Source organism: Megasphaera sp. SC8-1, from assembly GCF_024436295.1.
Classification (GTDB): domain Bacteria; phylum Bacillota; class Negativicutes; order Veillonellales; family Megasphaeraceae; genus Megasphaera; species Megasphaera elsdenii.
In genome coordinates this window covers 1-22,974 of the sequence record NZ_JANFQH010000033.1, presented here as the reverse complement: position 1 = coordinate 22,974, position 22,974 = coordinate 1, and the positions used below count along the sequence as shown (strand labels likewise).

The window sequence follows — 22,974 nt, the reverse complement described above, 5'->3', positions numbered from 1 at the left end:
TATAACAGAGAGAAACGGGATTCCAACCCGCCAAAGCGACATGAATTATACCAACCAAAAGGAGATGAGGTGATGAAGCGGCATATTCCTGTCCAGATCGAATGGCATCCGGATCCGGCGCAGCCTGTGCCCGTATACCGGCAGATCCTCGAATGGATGTATGGCAAAATGGAAAGCGGTGAATGGCCGGCTGGGACGCGTCTGCCATCTCAGCGCGATATGGCCCGGCACTTCCAGGTGAACCGGAGTACCCTGAATCAGGCTCTGAAGCCGCTGCTGGAAGCGGGTGTGCTCCAGGGCCGGGGCAGCCAGGGGACGGTCGTAGCCAGTACGGCCTGGTCCCTGCGGCTGCCGGTCCAGCCGGATTGGAGCCACTATATGACGGCTGGTTATTTCCGGGCCAATCAGGAGGTCGTCCAAGCTATCAACAGCTTAGAGTTCGATGACCGCCTGGTCCGCCTCGGTACGGGGGAACTGGACCCCAGGCTGTTTCCGCAGGACGCTTTCCGCCAGACGATGCGGGACGTAGCCGATGCCATTACGTCCCTGGGGTATGTCGAGCCCCTGGGGATGCCTGTCCTACGTCAGGCCCTGGCAGACTATGCCCGGAAACGGGGACTGGCTGTGTCCCCGTCGTCCATCCTGATTACATCGGGCGCCCTCCAGGGACTCCAGCTCATTTCGGCCGGCCTTCTCCGAGGCGGGGCGACGGTTTACGTCGAAGACCCGACGTATGTCAAATCGCTCCAGGTCTTCCAGTCTGCACATCTCCGTCTCTGTGGCCTGCCCATGGACGACCAGGGCCTATCTCTGGAAGCATTGGAGAAGCACTTGCGCCAGTCTTCAGATATAGGCAATAGCGTCCTCTATACCATCCCGACGAACCACAACCCGACGGGCCGGACTATGAGTCGTCAGCGCCGTGTCCAACTCCTGGCGTTGTGCAGCCGCTATGGCCTGCCCATCATCGAAGACGGAGCTTATGAGGAATTGACCTTTGACGGAACGCCGCCACCATCCTTGAAAAGCCTGGATACAGGAGGTCAGGTCCTTTATTTGGGCAGTGTTTCCAAATCCTTGGCGCCAGGGCTGCGCATCGGCTGGATGATTGCGCCAGAACCAGTCGTACAGCGCCTGGGTGACGTCAAGATGCAGATTGACTATGGCGCCAGCTCCCTGTCTCAGCAGGTCTTGGCCCGCTTCCTGACCAGTGGCCGCTATGCACAGTATCTTGGATGGCTGCGATGCGAATTGCAGCGACGCTGCCAGGCGGCCTGCCAAGTTTTGGACGAAGACTTTGCGGGTCTTGCGGATTGGCAGGTACCGCAGGGCGGCTTCTATATTTGGCTCACCCTCCGCGACAGGCTGCCTATGGAGATGCTCTTCCACAAGGCGGCAGAGGCCGGGATCCTCATCAATCCTGGCGATATCTATTCCAGCCGCCATACCCAGTCACTGCGTTTATCCTATGCCTATACGACGCCGGAAGAATTTCGCCGGGCTGTCAGCCGGCTGGCTGCGGTCGTCCGTTCATCCCTTGCAGTTTCAGCAAAAAATTCGTATACTGGATTAGTGGCTAGTGGCTAGTGGCTAGTGGCTAGTGGCTAGTGGCTAGTGGCTAGTGGCTAGTGGCTAGTGGCTAGTGGCTAGTGGCTAGTTGGCCAATCGACAAAAAGGAGGATTATATATGAAATTATTGGAACATGCTGTCATTGCCGGGATGCCCGTGCGCAACCGCATCCTCCGCAGTGCGACGTGGGAAGCCTTGGCCGATGCCAAGGGCTATATGTCGGAAAAACAATACCGCATCTATGACCAGCTGGCCAAGAATAAAGTGGGCCTGATCTGTACGGGCTATGCCCGCGTCGATGGGGAAGACCGGCCCAATGCCGGCATGATGGGCATTTATGACGATGCCTTCATTCCGCAGTACCAGGAATTGACGCGGCGCGTCCACGCCTATGGATCGAAAATCATGATGCAGATCGCCTATGGCGGGACCAAGACGACCTTTGAACGGGAAGGGCGGACGATTTTTTCGCCGTCGGCCGTGCCGGAACGCAAGACCGGGACCGTCGGTGTCGCCATGAGCCCAGATGATATCCGGCACCTCATCGACGAATATGCCCAGGCAGCCAAGCGCGTCCGCGACAGCGGCTTCGATGCCGTTGAAATCCACGGCGGCCATTCGTACCTGCTCAACCAGTTCCTCAGTCCCTATTATAATCGGCGCAGCGATGCCTATGGCGGTTCGCCGGCCAACCGTTACCGCATCGTCGGCGATATCATTGCCGCCATCCGCAAGGCCGTAGGAATGCATTTTCCCATTTGGATCAAGATTACCTGTTCCGATTTCTTTGAAGGCGGCCTGACCTTTGAAGAGTCGCTGGACATCTGCCAGCGCCTGCAGCAATCGGGCATCGACGCCATCGAAGTGAGCGGCAATATCCACGGCAAGGCTCAACAGGAAATCGGTCTGGAATGGGATGGCCACGTCATCCGCGACGGCGGCTATTTCCTCGATTACGCCAAAGACATAGCCGACGCCGTGAGTGTCCCTGTCTATGTGACCGGCGGCTTCAAGGACCCGCGGCAAATGGAAACGGCCTTGAAGACGTCGAAACTGGCCGGTATCGGCCTGAGCCGGCCCTTATTATCGGAACCGGATTTGGTCCACCGTTGGAATCAGGGCAAGCTGCAGCCAGCCCGTTGTGTCCATTGTTCGAAATGCCGGACGCCGGAAGGCAACTACTGTACGGTCTTTGCTGCCCGGGATGCCAAGAAAGGAGCTAATAAATGAAATTCTTCATTGCTTCAGATATCCACGGATCGGCTTATTACTGCCGCCGTATGCTCGACGCCTGGAAGCGGGAAGGGGCTGACCGCCTGGTCCTGCTCGGCGATATCCTCTATCACGGGCCGCGCAATGACTTGCCTAAAGACTACGCGCCGAAGGAAGTCTTTGCCATGCTCAACGAAGTCAAAGATTCCATCCTCTGTGTCCGTGGAAATTGTGACGCCGATGTAGACCAAATGGTACTGGAATTCCCCATCATGGCCACCTATGCCATCCTGACCCAGGGCAGCCGCCTCGTCTATGCGACCCATGGCGACCGCTACAACGTAGCCTCCCTGCCGCCCATGCGGCCTGGTGACATCTTGCTCCATGGCCATACCCATGTCCCGGTCTGGCAGCCCTTCGGCCAAGATAACTATTATTTGAATCCCGGTTCGACATCGCTTCCCAAGGAAAATAGCCCGCACAGTTATCTCCTCTGGGAAGGGGCCACCTTCACCTGGAAGGACCTGGACGGCCAGGCCTTTCACCAGCTCGTCTTATAGCATCCAGGGAAGGGATGGTTCCTATCTGCTTCATAACGGCGGAATAAGGCGGCCGTCTGCGTTTCTGAGGATACAGGAAAGGCGACGGTGCCAAAGCGGCGGACTGGCATGAGCCCCATGAGGGAATTGGTTAGGAAACACTCGTCGAAAGTCTCGATATCTTCCGGATACAAGGGCTTTTCGATGACATCATAACATTGACAGAGATAAGACCGGATGATGCCTGGCAGTAATCCGGCCTTTACGGGCGGCGTATAAAGCCGCCCGTTTTTTATAAAAAATAGATTGCTGACAGCGCCTTCTGTTAATTGGCCCTGCATATTGCAAAAAATCGGTTCGTCAATACCTTCAGCCCGGGCCTGTCGTTTGGCTAACATCGAGTCGCCATAATTAAAGGTCTTGTGCCGCACTAAGGGCGACGTTTCATTGCGGCGGATTGACGACAAGGCGATGACATAACCAGGGCGGACGGTCATCGATGCATATGGATTGGCACGGGATGTAAAATTTATATTTTTATCGGAAGCAAGTATTTTCAATACCCAATCTCCCTTACCCATGCTATACACATACTCCCACAAACGACGTTCCCAATCAAAAGAAAGCTCAATCCCTAAATATTCCAAGGTATGCCGCAAACGCCTTTCGTGAGCCTCCAGCCAGACTGGCCGGCCTTGATAGATGGGGATGGTTTCAAAAGCTCCCAGACCGAATTGGTAGCCGTCATCAAAGATAAGATTCATAATTAAAAGTGTCTCCCTTCAAAGCACTGAGCAAGGCTTTGGCTTTTTGCCAGATTTCTTCGTATTCAAAAGCCTCGTCGGATTCTGCCGTAATGCCGCCGCCGACGCCGATGGTATATTGATCATCGTGGTGGACGGCCGTCCGTATGACGATGTTTAAGTCACAATTACCATCTAAGGACAGGTAGCCAATCGTCCCTGTATAAAGCTGGCGCCGGCTGAATTCTAATTCGTCGATGATTTCCATAGCCCGCTGTTTCGGTGCGCCTGTAATGGACCCCCCTGGAAAGAGTGCCGTCAAGGCGTCGATGGCCGTCTGTCCTGGCCGCAGGGTCCCTGTTACGTCGGCGATTAAATGGAAAACCGTGGCATACGGTTCGATGGCAAACAGCGTCGGAACGGACACGCTGCCAGGACGGCAGATTTTGTGCAGGTCATTGCGCTCTAAATCGACAATCATCAGCAACTCACTCTGGTCCTTTTGCGATTGAGCCAGTTCCTGCCGCAGCTTTTCATCTTCTGTATACGTCTTGCCACGGCGCCGCGTGCCCTTGATGGGACGCGTTTCAATCTGGTCATCGCGCAGGCACAGCAGCCGTTCCATGGAAGCACTGATGATTTGATGGGATCCGTATTGTAAATAAGCGCCAAATGGTGACGGATTATCCCGGCGCAGACGGGAAAAGAAGGTGTACGGCGGGCAGTGGCTCCGGACATGAAACGTACTGGTGAAATTCGTTACGTAAACGTCGCCGGCGACGATATAATTCCTGAGCTTTTTCAAAGCCCTTTGATAGTCTTCACGAGTACTGTCGGGTTGGACGGTTATGGCATATCGGGGATTTTCGCCAGTACGTGGAAAGGGCCTTTCCTGAAGGCGAGTCCGGATTTTTTCTTTCATCTGTGCCAAGAGAGCCTCGGCTGGCATTGTCTGCCCATTGGCGGCAAACCATACGGTATGGCTTTGCCGATGTTCGATGATGAAGAAATCGTAAAAGACCCAATTCATATCGGGCAGGGGAAAGGCAGGGGCGTGGCGGGACTTCATCCCATAGCGTGCCAGTCCGTAGTCATAGCTGACATAGCCAATGGCCCCAGCCGTCAAGGGCAGGTCTGTTGGATTGGCCCGGTAATGCTTTTTTAAATAGGCTTTGAGATACGTTTCAGCCGTTCCTTCACGAGCTTTTCCATCAATCTTCAGCTGGCCTTGTTCTACGCTTACCCTATGATAGGGCACGAGGCCGATGATAGAATAACGCCCCAAGTGGTTGGTCAGCGACGAATCGAGAAAAACGGCATCTCTTTCATCGGCAAAGAGGGCGAAGAGCTGGCTGGCCGTATAGGGAAAGGGGGAATGGCAGATGAGCGGCTCAGTCATGACAGTCACCTGCTTTCTCCAGGCCGGATTCGGCCAAGCGGCAAAACATTGTTATCAGTTCCCTGCCATATTCGGATAAGACGGCTTCGGGATGGAACTGCAACCCATAGAGCGGCAGGCAGCGATGAGATAAGGCCATGACCGCGCCATCATCGCTGACAGCGTCTATGGCATAAGCGGCAGGCAGCGTTTCCGCTTGGACCACCAGCGAATGATAGCGCGTGACCTGGAAGGTTTCCGGCAGCCCCCGAAAGAGGCCCCGGCCACGATGGTGAATCGCCGTGACTTTCCCATGCATAGGGCGTTTCCCACGGGTGACGACAGCCCCGGCGGCATAAGCCAGAATCTGCATCCCCAGGCAGACGCCCAAGATGGGCAGGGTGTGGCAGAAAGCACGGACGATGGATAGGGAATGGACGGCGTCTTCTGGCCGTTTCGGCCCAGGTGAAATAATCAATCCCTGCGGTTTCAAGGTGGCAATCTCAGCCGGGCTTATCTGGTCACAGCGGTAAACCCTTACGTCGCGTCCCGTTTCAGCGACTAAATCGGCTAGATTGTAGGTAAAAGAATCATAATTGTCGATGAGCAGATACATACGCCCTCCTTTATACAATAAAAAAGGATAACGACGGCAGCCCGAAAACTGCACAGTCGTTATCCTTATAGGTCCGTAAACTGTGGACTGAATCAGTATAGCATATTTTTACAAATTACGGTATACTAAGAAAAAAGAAATAAGGGGGATTCGTTATGCGAAATTTAGAAAAGAAACTGCGCGCTGCTATCGTACAGGCTGCGCCTGTATTTTTCGATAAACAGGCGACGCTGCAGAAGGTCGTCCATCAAATCGAAGAAGCCGGTCGGAATGGGGCACAACTCATCGTTTTTCCCGAATCGCTGGTCCCATGTTATCCTTATGGCCTGACCTTTGGCTTTACTGTCGGCAGCCGGTCCGAAGCGGAACGGGCCGACTGGAAGCGCTATTACGACCAGTCCGTTATCGTCCGTGAAGACCTGCAGGACATCGCCGCTGCGGCTCAGGCCGCTGGGGCTTATGTCAGCCTGGGCATTACCGAACGGGACGAGACGACGTATTCCCTGTATTGCAGCAACGTCATCTTTGCGCCGGACGGCACACTGGCCGCCCATCACCGGAAAATCAAGCCGACTGGGTCAGAACGCTATATCTGGGCCGATTCCCATGACCCGTCGACATATTTCCCCATCGTCCAGACACCGTGGGGGCCCATGGGTTCGCTCATTTGCTGGGAAAATTACATGCCCCTGGCCCGGACGGCCCTGTACCAGAAAGGCGTCAGCCTCTATCTGGCACCGAATACCAATGACAACCCGGAATGGCAGGATACGATCAAGCATATCGCCATCGAAGGGCGCTGCTACGTTTTCAACGTCGACCAGTATTTTACCAAGGACATGTATCCGGCAGACCTGGTTGAAAGCGAAGCCGTATCTAAGCTGAATCAGGGGACCTGCCGTGGCGGCAGCTGCATCGTCGACCCGTGCGGCCATTACGTCACAGAACCCGTGTGGGACCGGGAAGCCATGATCTACGCCGACTTGGATATGGATCAAGTGGTCCTGCGTCACATGGAATTCGATGCCGCCGGCCACTACACCCGGCCGGACATCTTGGAACTCATCGTACATGAGTAGGGATGGTGTTGCGTGAAGGTTTCTGCCATCATGCAAGGCCACGTTCTCTTTTTACTGACCACTTAAAAAAGCTTGTCGCACATGCGACAAGCTTTTTTTCACCGCCTCAACATGCGGTATTTGAATTTGATTCGCTTCAGGCCCGTGGCTTTCCAGAAGTTGCGGGCCATTTTTTCGGAAATGATGTAAAACGCTGGGATGAGGAGCAACCCGCAGAGGGTAGCGAAGGTCATGCCGCCGACGACGGCGACGCCCATGCCGCAGCGGGCTCCGGCACCGGCACCGCTGGCAAAGGCCAGGGGCAGGCAGCCGATGATGGCCGTAAAGGCCGTCATGAGGATTGGCCGCAGGCGCAGCTTGGATGCGATGACGACGGCTTCCATCGGGTCGATGCCCTTGTCGACGCGCTCTTTGGCGAACTCGACGATGAGGATGGCGTTCTTAGCTGCCAAGCCGATGATCATGATGACGCCGATTTGCATGTAGACGCTGTTCAAGAAGCCGCTCGTGTTGGCATTGAACAAAGTCGCCAGCTGGCGGATGATGTATTCTGAGCCGACGGCTCCAAAGATACCCGTCGGTACGGTGAATAAGACGGCGAACGGCATGGACCAGCTTTCGTAAAGGGCAGCCAGGCAGAGAAAGGCAAAGACCAGCGCCATAATCAGAATCTTCGTCGTTGAACTGGACGAGGTGCTTTCTTCGCGGCTCTGGCCGGACCATTCGATGGTCATCCCCGTCGGCATGACGCTCTTGGCCGCTTCTTCGGCCGCTGCCATGGCTTCGCCAGAGCTGTAGCCGCTGGCAGCACTGCCTTGGATGGTGACGCTGCGGACGCCATTAAACCGGGTGATTGACGACGGCCCGGTGGTCATCGAACTGGTCAGCAGCGTGTCGAGGGGAACCATTTTCCCTGACGACGACTTGACAGAAATGAACTTCAAGCTGTCTGCCTGAGAACGGTACGACGTGTCGGCCTGGACGATGACCTTGTACGAACGGCCGAACTGGGTGAAGTCATTGACCGACGAACCGCCGAAGTTGGTCTGGAGCGCTGTGAAAACGTCAGACAGTTCAATGCCCAGGTTCTTAATTTTTTCGCGGTCTACCGTATAAGCGACGCTCGGCGTGTTGGTGGCGTAACTCGTGCGGACACCGGATAATTCCGGCCGCTGGGAGCAGGCCGCGACTACCTGGTTGGCTGCGTTTCCCAGTTCCGTATCGGACAGGCCCGTATTATCCATGAGCTGCATGGTCCAGCCGCCTTCCTGGCCCATGCCGGGCAGGGATGACGGATTAAAAGCGGCTACACGGGCTTCGGGATGCTTGGGAACGACGGTCTTATTGAATTTGGCAATAATCGATTCGGCGCTGAGGTCGTTCGATTGGCGGTCATCCCAATTTTCCAGCGCGACATAGAGATTGCCCGTATTCGACGTGGAACCGCCAGCGTGGGTCATGACATCTTTGACGCCAGGAATCTGCCGCGTCTCTTCCGCTGCCGCGTCGACGGTCTTGATGGTCTGATTCAAGGAAGTCCCTTCAGGCATGGTGATGCTGGCCATGAACACGCCCTGGTCTTCATCGGGGACAAACGTCGAAGGCAGGACCTGGTAGCAGATGCCCATGAGGCCCGTAACCAAGATGAGGAAGACCGCAGCATATTTCAAATGATGGATCATCCAACCGACTTTGCCGGTGTAACGGTCCCTGAAATGGTCAAAAGCCCCGTTGAATCCGCGGAAGAAGGCGCCTAACGGCCCGCCTTGGATGGCCTTGTCGCCGGGCTTCAGAAGGACACCGCATAAGGCTGGCGTCAAGGTCAGGGCGACGAAAGCCGAAATGACGACGGAAATGGTGATGGTCACGGCGAACTGCTTGTACAGGACGCCAGTGACACCGCCGATGAAAGCGACGGGAATGAAAATCGAAGCCAAGACGGCTGTCGTAGCGATGATGGGCCCTTGGACTTCTTTCATGGCTGCTTCCGTCGCATCCTTAGCAGACTGTTTATCCTTGGACATATGCTCTTCAACGTTTTCAATGACGACAATAGCGTCGTCGACGACCAGGCCGATGGCCAAGACCATGGCGAACAGGGTCAGCGTATTGATGGTGAAATCGAGGACTTTGAAAGAAGCAAAAGTACCGACGATAGAAACGGGAACGGCCAGGACTGGGATAAGCGTCGTCCGCCATTTCTGCAGAAAGACGAAGACGACGAGGATGACCAGGAGCAGCGATTCGACGAAGGTATCTTTGACTTCGTTAATCGAAGCATTGATGAAATTCGTATTGTCCATGACGATGGTATAATCCAGGTCAGGCGGGAATGTTTCCTTAGCCTGGTCCAGGACCTTCTTGACTTCCGTAATCGTATCTAAGGCATTGGCGTCACTGGAGAGCTGGATACCGAAGCCGATACCGGTCTTCCCGTTGATCTTGGAATTGCTGCTTTCGTTCTGCGTCCCCGTCTGGATGTTGGCTACATCCTTGAGGTAGACGAATTGGCCGTTTGAAGCCGATTTCAAGATAATATTGCCGAATTCGGCGACCGGATGATCGTATCGTCTAAATTTTCCTGGGCCTTCTGCAAGAGGGCATTGGCATCGTCGTAACTCGACTGATTGCTGTCTACCGTGGCTTGCTGGTTGGTCAAGGTCTGTTCCGCTACGGCGCCGGATGCTGCCAACTGCTGATAGCGGTTCAAGTCGACGAGAGAATTATTGAGCGTCGTCCGGGCCTTATCGACATTCGATTTAGCCGAGAGGACTTCCGATTCATATTGGCGGTCGTCGATTTTATATAAGGCCTGCCCATTTTCGACGGGGGCGCCAGACGTGAAGTATTTCTCCACGATTTCCCCGGAGACGCGGGGCTTGATTGTGACGGCGTTAGTCGATTTAATCTGACCTGAATAGTCGTGGCTCACAGCCGTATCCTGCTGGAGGACTTTCATGGCCTTGACTGAAACGGCAGTACTCTTAGTCTGTGCCGCATTGCCGCATCCTGCCGTCAGCAGGGACAGGGCCATCAGTCCGGTCAGGACCGTAGAGAGAAGTGTTCCTTTTCCATAACGTAGCATAAGTATGATTCCTTTCTCTGCAACATATTTTAAACTATATTATAAGTGTATCATGGAAAAGAAAAAGCGACATGCCTAAATGTTAAAAATTAGGTGTCGCCTTTTTTTCGATAAGCCACGAAATATGTATGCTTTATCATAATTATATGACACTCGAAAGCGTCATGCGATTTTATTGCCATTGGCTACCAGTTTGAAGCGCAGGCCCAGGACTTCGGCAGCCCGCTTGCACATGAGCATGCGCTGGGAAAAGATTTCAAAATAATCAATCATAGAACAAATCGATTCATCAAGCTCGATGTTCAAGGTAATGACTTTCTTGTGCGTATCGACGTGGAGCTTTGAAGACAAGGCCGCATAATTGACGCGGTCGTGCTTGTCGAAAGTTTCCGGTACGGTGTTGCGGACGCGGTCCCGGCGGACGTCGCTCTTGTCGGCTAAGATTAAGGCTGCCGAAATGGGGTCGAAAGCGATGCCGCTTCGTTCATCGTGCTGACCGATAGCCGAGATGATGGCCGCAATATCTTCTGGCGGTGCACCCCAGTCGCGCAGGAAATGAAAGGCCATGAGAGCCCCTGTATGGGCATGATCCACGCGGTTGATGCTGTTCCCCAGGTCATGCATATACCCCGCGATGCGCACGAGTTCTACCGTGTGGGCGTCATAGCCGAGCTTCTTTAGAATTTTACCGGCCGTCACAGCCACTTTGGCCGTATGTTTTTGCGAATGGTCCGTATACCCCAAGACATCGAGGACCCGGTTCCCCTGTTCTAAATAGACATTCAACTCTTTTGCATGGGCAATATTTTCATAAGTCAGTTTCTTCACTCTCTATCATTCCTTTTCTATGCTAGTTTTTTCAGTATAGCAAAGAAATGTATGAAATGCGTAAATACTGGATAAAAAAACGGTGCAGGATTTTACTGTTTTGTATCGAATTAATAAATAGAGCGGTTCGCAGTGAGTCAAGAGAGTACGGAATAGGAGATGACCGGAATGGATGAATATGAAAAGCTTAAAGAACTCTACGAGCATATGATGGTTGTCCGTAAAGACAGCCGGCAGCATATTCAGGAGTTATGTGTAGCCTTGGATAATGGATTGTGGTTTCCGGAACGTCAGCAGCAAGCCGTCCGGGACGATTTGCAAGCACTGAGCCAGGCCCAGGATGCGCTATGTCAGGCCCTGGCACAGGTCCAGATTGCGACGGCCGATAAAGCCGATGAATTAGGGGAACGGATTGAAGCTTGGCATCGGGAACAGGAAAACCGCGAGGCCATGAAAGCCATGGTACATCAATTGGAAGGCATATTCGACGTGGCCTATGTGGGAACCGATGAGTCCATAGCCAGCCAGTTCCGCCAGATGCAGGGCGATGTCAAGGCCTTGTTGGGCCTGTCCCTGACCTTCGACGAGCTATCGGCACGGGCAGAAAAATATATCCGCTTCCTGGAAGCCGTCCACTTCGACGGCCCCCTCTTGGACCGGGACCTGGCCGATTCCCTGCGCAGCCAGTTCGGCGGCGATATCAGCCTGGCCTGCATCTATCATGATTTCCGCTTGACAGAAGGGCAGTCGGCTGCGGCTCCCGAGGAAACCGCAGCGAAAGTACCGCCTACACCGGCTTTCACTCCGGAACCGGAACCAGCACCCGTACCGACCCTGGAAAAGGCTGATAGGGTACCGGCTATGCCTGATGGCATGACCTTGGTACAACAGAAGCCCTTGCGTGCTAAATTGAAAGGGGCTAAATCTTTTACCCATGACATCCAGCAGTTCGCTGAACAGACCGAAGGGATGGCTATCTTCTGGCTCATGGCCCTCTGTTTCCATGATTTTGTCGGGGAAGGGGAAGAAGCCCGGCTGTCGAGGGGCTTGCAGGAACAGCAGAAAAGAATGGGCGCCGATACGTTTGAAAACAGTCTCCAAGCCATCCGCAGCCGCTTCCTGGACTGGGGCCTGGCCGCCAAATATCAGTGGGGAACGCAGCCCTTTTACCGGCTCACGCCAGAGACATATGACGTCTTGAAGCGTGACAAAGTGCGCAAATATTTCAATATCCCTTATTTTACGAGAATGACGGACTGGACCTGCTTCAGCCGCTTATATGAAATGGAGCGCTTCGTCCTTCAGGTATTGGATCACAGTCCCTATGAAATAGCCTTCTTCAGGGCTCAGCGCCAAGCCTTTTTTGGCTATGTGATTTTTGGGAAGTCCATGATGGTCGATGATGGAACTTTCCTGCCGGCATACCTCCTCATCAGGCCACCCTTTTCGGAAGCTGAGCTGGAAGCCGATCAGAAAGACTTCCAGTACCTGGCGAAATCGACGGCTGTCAAGCTGCTCCTGACCGATTCCCGGGAATACGCCAAGCCCTGGATGACCCGCTTCGGGACCAAAGATATCTATGTGGCCTTGACCCATCCCGATGAAAAGGGGGATTTTCTCTTTTCGTCAAAAGGCGAAGTCCTGACGGCTGATGACCTCTTTGCCGTAGCTGTGAAGAAAGCCGAAGTGGATATCCCCGATTGCCTGGATATCCGGGAAAAGACGCAGAAAATGCTGTTCCTCAATGAACATGTCGCGGAAGTCCCGAACCTGGATGGGCCAGATGAATCCGATGCACCTGGGGTACCAGAAGAACCGGAAGAAACAGAAAAAACGGAAGAAGCCCAGCCAGAATCGGTACCGTCAGAAGAAGCAGTTCCTGACTCGACGGCTGATGCAGTCACGGATAGGGCCGACGCTTTGCAGTCCTTCTGCCAGCTGCTCCAGAAAGGCCATCGGGCCGAAGGCAGTTTCTGGTTCCATGCCCTGGCCAGCACGGCTGGTCCTGACGAAGAAGCTTGGGACGCTTTGTCTGATGAAATCGCCTATATCCTCGACGATCCGCTGTATGACCCGGCTGCCCATTCCGACGGCTTCGATTTCTGGGATTCCATGATTTCCCTGCCGGCCATCGAAATGGGCCAGTCCCGGGATGTCCTGAATGCTGCCGCCATGGTCCGCGCCTTTTTTGCTCCGGCTGAACCGAAAGGCTACTTACTGAGCAAGACGTGGAGCCGCATCAATGAAGAACCGAATGAAGCCTTTACCGCCATTCCGGTGTTGAAACAATTTGTATCCTTATGCAAGAACTTTGCCGATACCCAAGGTATGTCCTTGGCCTATGGTCTGCAGCAGCACGCATCGGACCGCCAGCCTGTCGATCTCGATGGGGCCCGTCAGGCCGTAGCCGAACAGTACCAGGCCCTGTGCATGGATGAACGGAAACCGTCGCCCCATCCCCGGCTGCGGGGCCTGCGCTCCCAGTTATACGGCGGTCATGGGCAGGTCGTCCCATATTTTAAAGACGTCGACGCCTTCAGCCTTACGGAACTCAGCGATTTCTGTAATACTTTCCTCAACACGCCCTTGACGGCGGATACGCCAGTAAATCGGATTGAAGACCGCCTGGTCAATGAAAATAAGGTAAAAGAATATTTGGACGGCGTCTGGTTCAGCATTCCCGTGGGCGAACGAAAGAACGAACGCTTCCTGGGAAAAGATGCGACGCAGCAAATCAAATTGATCAAGAAATCCGTGCTCATCCTTTGCCGCTATATCCTGGCCAAACAGGCGGCACAGCATGAGCAGAACCAGCATGGCCTTTCACCGGACGTCTTGGCGCAGCAGCGGCAAAAAGGGTTGGATCTGTTACAACAGGCCCAAGCGGAGCTGGCCGGACAGACCGTAGATACCGTGATGGATGAGCTGGCGAAAGCCGTGCTTCAGGCCTTATTGAACGACTTGACCCGGCAGTTCCAGGGCTGTTCCAGCGGCGAACCTTACTATGCCCCTTTACTAAAAGCCAACGCCTTTGAACTGGATTCGGATTATCTGCCCGATTTGATGCCGGACTATGACGGGGAATACCTGCTCGTCCCGCGCCTGCAGCAGTATATCCGTATGCTCCTGACCCAGCCGACAGCAGACCTTTCCTGGCAGGACGCCTATCATCAGGCTGTCCGTGTTTATAATTTGGGCATAGCCCGACAAATCGCCGGCCTGGATGATGCGGTAAAGCGCGTCGGGAAGCGGGATACGGTCTTGCAGTACGGGTTGCAGTATGCCGCAGCCGATACGGAAAATTACCGGAGCGACGTCGAACTGGCGGCCAACTATGGAAAAATCATCGGCAAAGAACGGATGGAACATTATTTTTCCGTAGCCGATACCGCCCGAAGCCACTTCAAAAAGACCCAGAACTTTGCCCTGTACAAGGACTTGCTCCAGAGCTGCCTGAAACACATCGATGAAGAAGCGGAACCGCGCCGTCAGAGCGTGCAGCGCGAATTGGACCAGTTCCGCTCCCAAATCCAGGAGGAAGACTTGTCCTGGCTGGACCCAATCCAGGCCTGGCTCGACCATGGCAACCTGACCATCGTCGAAGACTACCTGCACCGCTGTGCTCACAAGAGCCCTCGTGAAATGAAGCTCATCCTGAATTATCAAGGTGATTTCGGCCTGAAGACGTTCACGCAATTCCTGGAACAGTACCAGGCCGAATTCGATTTGTGCAACAAGAATAAAAAATTATCTCTAAAGAATATTTATGACCAGAAACCGGGAATCCGCAATAAACGGGTCCATGACCGCCTAAACCGCAAGGAAAAGGACGGCCTCGACTTCGTCGAAGCCTGGTCGGCTGAATCCAGCGCCCCCGGCAAATCGATGAAGCCCTTGTTAGAGGGCCTGGGATATGGGAACATCGCTGATATCCAGGTCAGCCGGGCCGAAAAGAATTGTACCTGTTACAGTGTGAAGTTCGAAAAGAATCCGCCCCGGTTCCACCATCCCTTTGCCGTCTTTGGCAGCGGCGCCTACTACAATGGGCTGAATGTCGTCCTCTTCCGGGGCAGCCACACGCCGCAGAGCATCGTCAATGAAATATCCCAGCTCAGTGTAGCCAAAGAAAAGGGGACCCTCTTTTTCCTCGACTCCGCCCTGACCCTTTCGGATCGGCGCGAATTGGCCAGACTCATGAAGACCAACCTGGATATGCAGAACGTCTTGGTCCTGGACCGGGTCCTGGCCCTGTACCTGACGCATTTTGAAAAGAACGACCGCAACGATAAGCTGCTGGCCCTGGCATTGCCCTTTGCCTATGTCCAGCCCTTCATCAGTGAAGCCCGGATTCCGCCGGAAATGTTCATTGGCCGGTCGGCTGAATTGGCAGCCATCCAGGACATGGCCGGCCCGGTCTTCGTCTATGGCGGCCGGCAGCTGGGCAAGAGTGCCCTCTTGCGGCAGACCCGCTACCTGGTCCACCATCCGGAACAGGGGAACTATGCCATTTACCTCGACATCAAGAACAAAGATGGCGACGCTGTCTTAGGCGATACGTGCGACGAACTCCGGCGGGCAGGCATCCTGAACAAACATGTCCGGACGTGGGATGAACTGGGGCGGAGCTTGAAAGACCTGTGGTCACAAGGAAAGAAAAACATCGACAAGCTCATGATCCTCTATGACGAATCGGACCATTTCCTCGTCGATGCGGCGGCTCAGCAGAACCGTCCTATTGAAGTGCTGAAGGACATCCGCGACTACGTGCCGGGCCATTTCAAATTCATCTTTGCCGGCCTGCACAACGTCATCCGCTTCGACCGGAAACAGTTAGGCGATAATACCGTCTTCGCCCAGCTGGACCACCTGGTCGTCAAGCCCTTCGGCTACCTGGAAGCGAACGAACTCCTCTTAAAACCGCTCAGCTACCTGGGTTTTGAAATCCGCAACCAGGATATCATCAGCACTATCCTGGCCCAGACCAATTACTTCCCGGGACTGATCCAGTATTACGGCAAGAACCTCGTCGAAAGTATCCGCAGCCAATACAAGAACCAGCTCTTCACGGACTGCAATACGCCGCCTTATCCATTGGATGAAAGCTACTTGAAAGACTTGCTGAAGGACGAAAAATTCCGGCAGAAAATCGATGACCTGTTCATGATTACCCTGGAACTGGATGCGGACAATTACTATGCCATCATCGCCCTCGTCGTCGCCTATCAGTACCAGTATGAACAGCAGCGGGTCGTGCCGGTCACCCTCGACACCATCCGGGATGTGTGCGCCGCTTACGAAGTCCATAAAATCGCCGACATGCGAGATGAACAGCTCCAGGCCCTGATTGATGAAATGACCGATTTGAACATCCTCCATCAGGAAGAAGGCGGGAAGGGCTATGTCTTCAACCGCTACAACTTCTACATGATGATGGGCGATTGGGACGATATCGAAAGGAAGCTGAGAGAATATGGAAACGCGTGAATGGAATGAAGGAGCCGGCGATATCTGGTGGCGTGAAGTCGCCGGACCTCATAAATATGTCAAGGAAATCGCCAGGGCCATCCTGGACCAGCAGTGCCTGGCCATGGATGCCGACTTAAATGATGACGTGTTCACGGAATCCCTGAAAGACCGCATTTCCAGCTATGACTGTGACTGCCATTACGTGTGCATCGCTGCCGATGATTTTGACGATGTCAATGCCTTTACAGCCTTCATCGCCCAGCAATATGCACCCCAGTTTCGCTTCGACCCCTTAGATGAATCGCCGCTGACCAGCCTGATCCGTCAGTCCGGGCTGCAGCATTACGTCTTTTTTGTCGATTCCGCTTCCGGTGACTGTCCCTGGCTGGCCCAGGCCGCCGCTGCCGTAGGCCGCTTGGCCGGCCTGGAGGGGAGTGCCTGGGTCTTCCGGGCCCCTTCTCCGGTCCTGGCAGCCTGGGACAAGATGGCCGGTGTACACCTCCTGGACCGCAAGCACTACCTCTATCATTATGATATCCAGTATTTCGCCATGACCTGTCTGCGCGATACAGAACTCAACCTGCGTCAGCAGTACTATGCCGCCGACATCATCGCCAAAATCGCCGGCATGGATGGCCGCCTCTGCCTGGCCCTGGCCCGGCAGGACCTGTACTTCCACCCGGAAACAGTCATACAGGAACAAAAGCTATCGGTCGACCTGGTGCCAATCCTCCTGGAAACACAGATGCAGCACGTCCTGCCCATCCTCGAAGACATCCGCCGTTACCTGGTCCGGAAATACGAAACGATGATACAGCAGATACTGCCCCAGCAGGACGAATACGGAAAAGAACTGAACCGGCCTACGGACCTGGAACTCCGCCACCTGCAGCACTACCTGCGGGGGCAGGGCCTCTTCTTCCAAGAAAAAGACGACGAATGGTTCCAATGCGCCTATCAGGCACGGAACGACATTTCCCACCTGAACGTGCTGCCGACAGACCAGCTGGATAAGTTATTTTACATTCAGCAAAAAATCCATTGAAAACGTTCGTTCAAGTATAAAAAAGCCGCCAGCTCATGTTAAATCCCGTTAAGACTAACACGAGCTGGCGACCCTTTCTTGAAGTCTGTCTAAAAACATGATAAACTTATTCTCATGAGATAGTTCGATGTATTCGGTTTTCCTCGCGAAAGCGGGGTGATCGGCATGAGTGTATATGAAGCCTTATCATTAATGATAGCTTTTGCTATGCTTATTGTGCTGATTATTTCAGCTAGCAAAAATAATTTGTAAGTTGAAAAAAACCGCATACCTTGCGGTACACGGCCTTCTTCAAACACCAATATAGAGGAGAGCCGATGTTCCGCCATCGGACTATCTCTGTTTTTATTTTACCATATCGGCCAAATAAAGCAATTAGAAACTATGTTCGATGATGGGGCGAATGCCTCTTCGAACATAGTTTCTTTTTTTGCCGGATTTTTACATAATTTCCGTAAATGCCTTTATAAGGAGAATTTAACTATTCCGCGAGTTATTACATGGAGTGCCTGTTTAAATTTCCTTAAATCGGCAAATTTTGCAGGAACATTTGTTGCATCTTGTCTTTTCTCATAGTACAATAGTAAACAAAGGAGGTGCCGCATATGTATTTACGAAAACGAGGCAAGAAATGGTATTATACGATTGAAGTCCCGACGGAAGATGGTCAGGGCAGGCTGCGGGAAGAACGCGTCGGCGGTACTTCGTATGCACAGGCCGCTAAAGCCTATCGGCAGGCCATGAAGGCTCTCGATGAAGCAGCGGTTTCGGAAAAGCCAGTCATAAAGATGATGGATTTTTTATTGGAATGGCTGGAAAAAGATGTGCGTATCAATTTAGGGCCCAATACGTACGATTCCTATGCGGGAATCATTAAATGGCATATTGGTGCCCGTTTCGGGAATGAAGCTTTGGATGCGCTGACGACGGCGGAAATCCAGGACTGGATCAACAGCTTGAAGCAGGATGGTTATTCCCGCTCGACGGTCAAGTCGATTTTCACGGTCTTCAATGATGCCATGCGCTGGGCCGTTTCCAACCGCCAGTACATCGAAACGAATCCCATGGCCAATGTCAAGATGCCGAAATTTGACATTCCCCGGAAAAAGCCGGTCATCTTTTCGCATCAGCAGATACAGATTATTTTCCACGCCTTTCCGTTGGGGCATAAATATTACGCTCCCTGCATGATTGCCTATTGTACAGGTCTTCGTGTCGGGGAATGTCTGGCCTTGCAATGGTCTCATATAGACATGGAAAACCGAACGATTTCCGTTGATAGTACCTTATATGATAAAAAAGGCATCCCTGTCTGCAAGGCGACGCCCAAGACCAAGTCATCGGTCCGGACGATTCCCTTTAATGAGACTTTATACAAAGCCCTGGTCCGCCATAAGGCCCAGCAGGCCAAGAACCACCGTCTCTACGGTGACGATTACGTCGAAAGCGATTTTGTCTGTACCCGCGAAGACGGCCGTCCGATGAACAGCAATGATATGCGCTATTTCAATATGTGGTGCAAAAAGGAATTTGGTGGCGGCAGTTTCCATTCTTTCCGCCATACCCATGCCACGATGATGTTGGAAAATAATATCGAGCTCGACTACGTGTCCAAACGACTAGGTCATTCTTCGATTGCGACGACGGCTAATATTTACGATACCATTACAGATAAGCGCAATCGGGAAGCCATGAAGAAACTCGATTTGATTTTGTAAAATCATGGCGGCAAATGCGGCGGCAAGATATAGAAATTTCAGCTTAAAACCTAGATATTCCGATAATTAATACTTATCGGAAAAATATGCCCCCAAACGCAAAAATAATCAGAGAAAGAAGCTAAACACCATGTCTCCTCAAATCACTACCTACAGTGGAAAACATTTCGACATTACCCATCCCAATCCCGAGGCTATCTGTATCGAAGACATTGCCCACGCCCTGTCGCTCATCTGTCGGGGCAATGGCCATGTGACGACTTTTTATTCCGTTGGCCAGCATTGCCTGCAATGTGCCAAGGAGGCCCGGGCCAGGAATTTGCCATCTCACCTGGTCCTGGCAGCCCTATTGCACGATGCGACGGAATGTTATATGTCTGACGTACCACGGCCGATGAAGCAGCTCATGCCGATTTACCGTCAGACGGAAGCCAGGCTGCTCGACGTCATTTACGAGAAATTCCTGGGCCAGCCTTTGACAGCAGAAGAAACGCGGCTACTCAAAGACATTGACAATGCGTTCCTCTGGTATGATCTGACCTATCTCTTGCAGGACAAGCCGGACAGTGCGCAGCCACAGGTGCATTGCCTTCCCGAGTATGAACCACGGCCTTTTGCCGACGTCGAAGCTGAATATTTGCAGTGCTATCGAAAGTGTCAGGAGGGGAAATCATGGATATAGCCATTGTGACCGGTGCCTCTTCCGGGTTGGGAAGGGAATACGTGAAATTATTGGATGACGAAGGCTTAGATGAAATCTGGCTCGTCGCCCGGCGCCGTCCGCAGCTGGAAGACCTGGCCGGGGCCTTGAAGACGAAAAGCCGCCTCTATCCGCTGGACCTGACCGAGAACGATTCCTTTCGGATTTTACAGCAAGCCTTAACCGATAGTAGGGCTATCGTCCGCTATTTGATCAATGCAGCGGGCTTCGGCAAGATGGGTTCCGTCATGACGATTCCGTCAGGCGTTCAGGAAAAGATGGTCGACCTCAATGACCGGGCCGCAATCAGCCTGGTCCAGTTAGTCCTGCCATACTGCAAGGCCGGCAGCCACCTCGTCCAGATTTGTTCGTGTGCCGCTTTCCTGCCTATTCCGGAACTGGCCGTCTATTCGGCGACCAAGGCCTTTCTTCTGCGCTACAGCCGGGCCCTGGCCGCTGAACTGGCCCCACAGGGAATCCTCGTTTCTGCCATCTGCCCGTATTGGGTCCAAGACACGGAATTTATTGCGACGGCCATCCAGACCGATAGGAACCAGCAGTTCCGCCATTATCCCCTGGCAGGGACGAAAGAGGTCATTGCCCGCCGATCTTTCCGGGCCGTGAAAAAAGGCCGAGTCGTCATCACACCGGATGTCGTCTCGACCTTGCTTCGCTTTCTGTCGGGGTGGATTCCCCAATCTATTTTGTTATATGGCAGCCGTTGGTTCCGCTGACCTTATAAGCCGATGGATTTTAAGGCCTGGTCCAGGTCACCGATGATGTCGTCCGGATCTTCCAGGCCGATGCTGAAACGGATGAAGCCCTTGCGGAATTTTTCCGGATAGAGATTGATGCGTTCATCGTAACTGGGCTGCGGTAAAATCAGGCTTTCGTCATGGCCGAGGGAGACGGCAAAGGTGACGACTTTCAAGGCCGCGCAGAACCGTTCGACCGCCTTGTCGTCAGCAGCGATGCCAAAAGAAATAACGCCGCCAAAACCGTGTTTCATCTGTTTTTTGGCCAATTCGTGGCCAGGGTTGCTGCGCAGGCCGGGATAGGAAACGAACGTGACGTTTTGGCGCTGTTCCAGCCATTCTGCGATTTTTTGCGTCGACGCATTGATGCGTTCCATCCGCAAAGGGAAGGTGACGGCACCGCGGAAGATCTGCCAGGCATTGAAGGGACTGATGACAGAGCCGACATTGACCTGGGCTTCATAGCGGATCCGGTCCATCGTCGCCAAGTCGTTGGAAATGATAGCCCCTCCTTGGGCATCGCCGTGGCCGTTGATATATTTGGTCAGCGATTCGACGACGAAGTCAGCGCCGAAATCCAAGGGATGCTGATTGAGAGGCGATGCAAAGGTATTGTCGACAGACAAGACCGCTCCATTTTCATGAGCGATTTTGGCAATGGCCGCAATGTCCGAAATACCGTCAGTTGGATTGTCCGGCGTTTCGATATGGACCAGGCGCGTCCCTGGCGTAATCGCTTTTTTGACGGCTTCCAGGTCCGTCATATCGACCATGACCGTTTCGACGCCGAATTTCCGGTTGAATAATTCGTGGAACAGGCGATAGACGGCCATATAGCTGACTTTCGGATAGACGACGCGGTCGCCTGTCTTGAGCAGCGTCCAGAACAAAGCGTGAAGGGCGGCGACGCCGCTTCCCAGAACGATGGCGTCATCGGCTCCGTGGAGGGCAGCGACTTTTTCTTCCAGCCAGTGCTGATTCGGGTTGCCATTGCGGGCGTACATCAGCAGATCCGTCGAAGAATAATTGACCTTCGACAGGTCATCGGGCAGCTTGTAGCTATTGGCCATGTGCAGCGGCCGACGGACGGCTCCTGTTTCCGCATCATAAGCGACGCCCGTATGGACGGCTTGTGTTGAAATATCATACCCCTTGAACTTGTTTTCTTTTTTAGCCATAAAAAATCCCCCTTATGGTGTCAATAAATAATATACAAGTATATTATAAGGTATATTTTCGAAAAGTAAAAGCTTTTTGTTTTTTTATTTCACTTTTTATTTTTTCAAACTAAAGGAGGAACTCCATGAATATCCAGATTTTTGGCACGAATAAGTGTTTTGATACAAAGAAAGCCATCCGCTATTTCAAAGAACGGAACATCAAAGTCCAATTCGTCGACCTGAAAGAAAAGGGCCTGAGTAAAGGCGAATATACCAAGGTCAAACAAGCCGTCGGCGGCCTCGACGCCATGCTCAATCCGAAATGCAAAGATAAAAACGCGCTGGCCTTGATTCAATATGCCGTCGATGATGAAAAAGATGCTAAAGTCTTGGATAATCAGCAAGTCTTGAAGACGCCCATCGTCCGCAACGGTACTAAGGCTACCATAGGCTACGTACCGGAAATCTGGAAAACGTGGGAATGAGTTCTTGGTTTGACAAAAATCAAACGTTTGAGTATACTTATGGTGCTTAAACGACCGCTGTATTTGACCCGCGACGCCGGCTTCAGCTGTTATTACCTCTCTTTGGTAAACACACTGCGGACATCGGCTTCCAGCGCTTAGGCCAGCCGGAAACGATGGTCCGCGTCCGCACGATGCCCCAGAAAGCTGATAAATCGATGAAAGATATTTCCGGCGTCTATAGCGTAACCTGGAAAGACCAGGTCATCGACGGTATTCCCATCAGCATCGCTAAAATCAACGACACGTCCTACGTCGCTCATTGGAAAGTGGGAAACTATCAGTTCTCTGCCCAGGCAGCTGGAATGAGTGCCCCGCAGTTCAAAGCCCTCCTGGAAAACAGCCTCGTCGACGACTCGGCCCATTATTTTGTAAAATAGTTGTTAGTGGCTCGTGGCTCGTAAATACATAAATTTAATTTCATACGCTTTTTGAAAAGAGGATGTTGCATTAGCGTTTTTGGCTTAATGCAGCATCCTCTTTTGCGAACCACTAATCACTAACCACGAATCATCACTTACTCCGTGCGGCTGAAGGGATGATGCCGATGGCGCAG

At 53.0% G+C, this 22,974-nt stretch carries 19 protein-coding genes; 12 read left to right on the top strand and 7 right to left on the bottom strand.

Features of this window, described 5'->3' with window-relative positions; translation table 11 throughout:
* The first annotated feature begins 72 nt into the window (after positions 1–72).
* The 3 genes from NOS26_RS10630 to yfcE all read left to right on the top strand — a co-directional run bounded on the left by NOS26_RS10630 (position 73) and on the right by yfcE (position 3,342).
* Positions 73–1,587, top strand: coding sequence for a PLP-dependent aminotransferase family protein (locus tag NOS26_RS10630; protein ID WP_255917724.1), 1,515 nt, complete (start codon positions 73–75; stop codon positions 1,585–1,587).
* A 100-nt stretch (positions 1,588–1,687) separates the two neighbouring features.
* On the top strand, positions 1,688–2,800 hold the full coding sequence (locus NOS26_RS10625; RefSeq protein WP_255917723.1) for an NADH:flavin oxidoreductase: 1,113 nt from the start codon (positions 1,688–1,690) through the stop codon (positions 2,798–2,800).
* The gene (gene yfcE / locus NOS26_RS10620; RefSeq protein WP_095340046.1) at positions 2,797–3,342 is read left to right on the top strand and encodes a phosphodiesterase; all 546 of its coding nucleotides are present in this window, start codon (positions 2,797–2,799) and stop codon (positions 3,340–3,342) included. The genes NOS26_RS10625 and yfcE overlap by 4 nt, the downstream gene beginning before the upstream one ends.
* On the opposite strand, the gene NOS26_RS10615 is transcribed toward yfcE, so the two are convergent.
* The 3 genes from NOS26_RS10615 to NOS26_RS10605 are packed head-to-tail and all read right to left on the bottom strand — an operon-like array spanning position 3,324 to position 6,058.
* Positions 3,324–4,085, bottom strand: a complete 762-nt coding sequence (locus NOS26_RS10615) for an aminotransferase class IV (RefSeq protein WP_143747640.1) — start codon at positions 4,083–4,085, stop codon at positions 3,324–3,326. The genes yfcE and NOS26_RS10615 overlap by 19 nt on opposite strands.
* Positions 4,069–5,463 carry an aminodeoxychorismate synthase component I gene (gene pabB / locus NOS26_RS10610; protein ID WP_074786370.1) on the bottom strand — a complete coding sequence of 465 codons (1,395 nt, stop codon included), beginning with the start codon at positions 5,461–5,463 and terminating at the stop codon, positions 4,069–4,071. The genes NOS26_RS10615 and pabB overlap by 17 nt, the downstream gene beginning before the upstream one ends.
* Complete coding sequence (locus NOS26_RS10605) at positions 5,456–6,058, bottom strand: aminodeoxychorismate/anthranilate synthase component II (protein ID WP_074786368.1); 603 nt, start codon at positions 6,056–6,058, stop codon at positions 5,456–5,458. Before NOS26_RS10605 ends, pabB begins: the two co-directional genes overlap by 8 nt.
* 155 nt (positions 6,059–6,213) lie before the next feature.
* Here NOS26_RS10605 and NOS26_RS10600 point away from each other — a divergent pair, with 155 nt between their 5' ends.
* Positions 6,214–7,137 carry a carbon-nitrogen hydrolase family protein gene (locus NOS26_RS10600; protein WP_074786365.1) on the top strand — a complete coding sequence of 308 codons (924 nt, stop codon included), beginning with the start codon at positions 6,214–6,216 and terminating at the stop codon, positions 7,135–7,137.
* A 98-nt stretch (positions 7,138–7,235) separates the two neighbouring features.
* Here NOS26_RS10600 and NOS26_RS10595 read toward each other — a convergent pair whose 3' ends face one another.
* From NOS26_RS10595 to NOS26_RS10585, 3 genes are all read right to left on the bottom strand, one after another.
* Entirely contained in the window at positions 7,236–9,668 is a 2,433-nt protein-coding gene (locus NOS26_RS10595) for an efflux RND transporter permease subunit (protein ID WP_255917721.1), read from the bottom strand.
* The gene (locus tag NOS26_RS10590) at positions 9,665–10,222 is read right to left on the bottom strand and encodes an efflux RND transporter periplasmic adaptor subunit (protein WP_081354064.1); all 558 of its coding nucleotides are present in this window, start codon (positions 10,220–10,222) and stop codon (positions 9,665–9,667) included. The genes NOS26_RS10595 and NOS26_RS10590 overlap by 4 nt, the downstream gene beginning before the upstream one ends.
* Positions 10,223–10,384: 162 nt before the next feature.
* A complete protein-coding gene (locus tag NOS26_RS10585) occupies positions 10,385–11,050 on the bottom strand; it encodes an HD domain-containing protein (RefSeq protein ID WP_074786361.1) in 666 nt (221 codons plus the stop codon).
* 168 nt (positions 11,051–11,218) lie between these two features.
* Between NOS26_RS10585 and NOS26_RS10580 the strand changes: the two genes are divergently transcribed.
* The 6 genes from NOS26_RS10580 to NOS26_RS10560 all read left to right on the top strand — a co-directional run bounded on the left by NOS26_RS10580 (position 11,219) and on the right by NOS26_RS10560 (position 20,713).
* Positions 11,219–16,534, top strand: a complete 5,316-nt coding sequence (locus NOS26_RS10580; RefSeq protein ID WP_074786358.1) for a hypothetical protein — start codon at positions 11,219–11,221, stop codon at positions 16,532–16,534.
* A complete protein-coding gene (locus NOS26_RS10575) occupies positions 16,521–17,561 on the top strand; it encodes a hypothetical protein (RefSeq protein WP_074786355.1) in 1,041 nt (346 codons plus the stop codon). The genes NOS26_RS10580 and NOS26_RS10575 overlap by 14 nt, the downstream gene beginning before the upstream one ends.
* A gap of 165 nt (positions 17,562–17,726) precedes the next feature.
* Positions 17,727–17,813 carry a putative holin-like toxin gene (locus tag NOS26_RS11740; protein ID WP_370687631.1) on the top strand — a complete coding sequence of 29 codons (87 nt, stop codon included), beginning with the start codon at positions 17,727–17,729 and terminating at the stop codon, positions 17,811–17,813.
* Between the two features lie 353 nt (positions 17,814–18,166).
* On the top strand, positions 18,167–19,279 hold the full coding sequence (locus NOS26_RS10570; protein ID WP_074786352.1) for a site-specific integrase: 1,113 nt from the start codon (positions 18,167–18,169) through the stop codon (positions 19,277–19,279).
* A gap of 130 nt (positions 19,280–19,409) precedes the next feature.
* The gene (locus tag NOS26_RS10565) at positions 19,410–19,961 is read left to right on the top strand and encodes a hypothetical protein (protein WP_072981291.1); all 552 of its coding nucleotides are present in this window, start codon (positions 19,410–19,412) and stop codon (positions 19,959–19,961) included.
* Positions 19,952–20,713: an SDR family oxidoreductase gene (locus NOS26_RS10560; protein ID WP_072981289.1), complete on the top strand. Its 762-nt coding sequence runs from the start codon at positions 19,952–19,954 to the stop codon at positions 20,711–20,713. Before NOS26_RS10565 ends, NOS26_RS10560 begins: the two co-directional genes overlap by 10 nt.
* Before the next feature lie 2 nt (positions 20,714–20,715).
* Here NOS26_RS10560 and NOS26_RS10555 read toward each other — a convergent pair whose 3' ends face one another.
* Positions 20,716–21,912 (bottom strand): PLP-dependent aspartate aminotransferase family protein, encoded by a 1,197-nt coding sequence (locus NOS26_RS10555; protein WP_072981287.1) that lies wholly within the window; start codon positions 21,910–21,912, stop codon positions 20,716–20,718.
* 125 nt (positions 21,913–22,037) lie between these two features.
* Between NOS26_RS10555 and NOS26_RS10550 the strand changes: the two genes are divergently transcribed.
* Positions 22,038–22,379: an arsenate reductase family protein gene (locus NOS26_RS10550; protein ID WP_014016632.1), complete on the top strand. Its 342-nt coding sequence runs from the start codon at positions 22,038–22,040 to the stop codon at positions 22,377–22,379.
* A 155-nt stretch (positions 22,380–22,534) separates the two neighbouring features.
* Entirely contained in the window at positions 22,535–22,798 is a 264-nt protein-coding gene (locus tag NOS26_RS10545; protein WP_054336702.1) for a hypothetical protein, read from the top strand.
* Positions 22,799–22,974 lie beyond the last annotated feature (176 nt).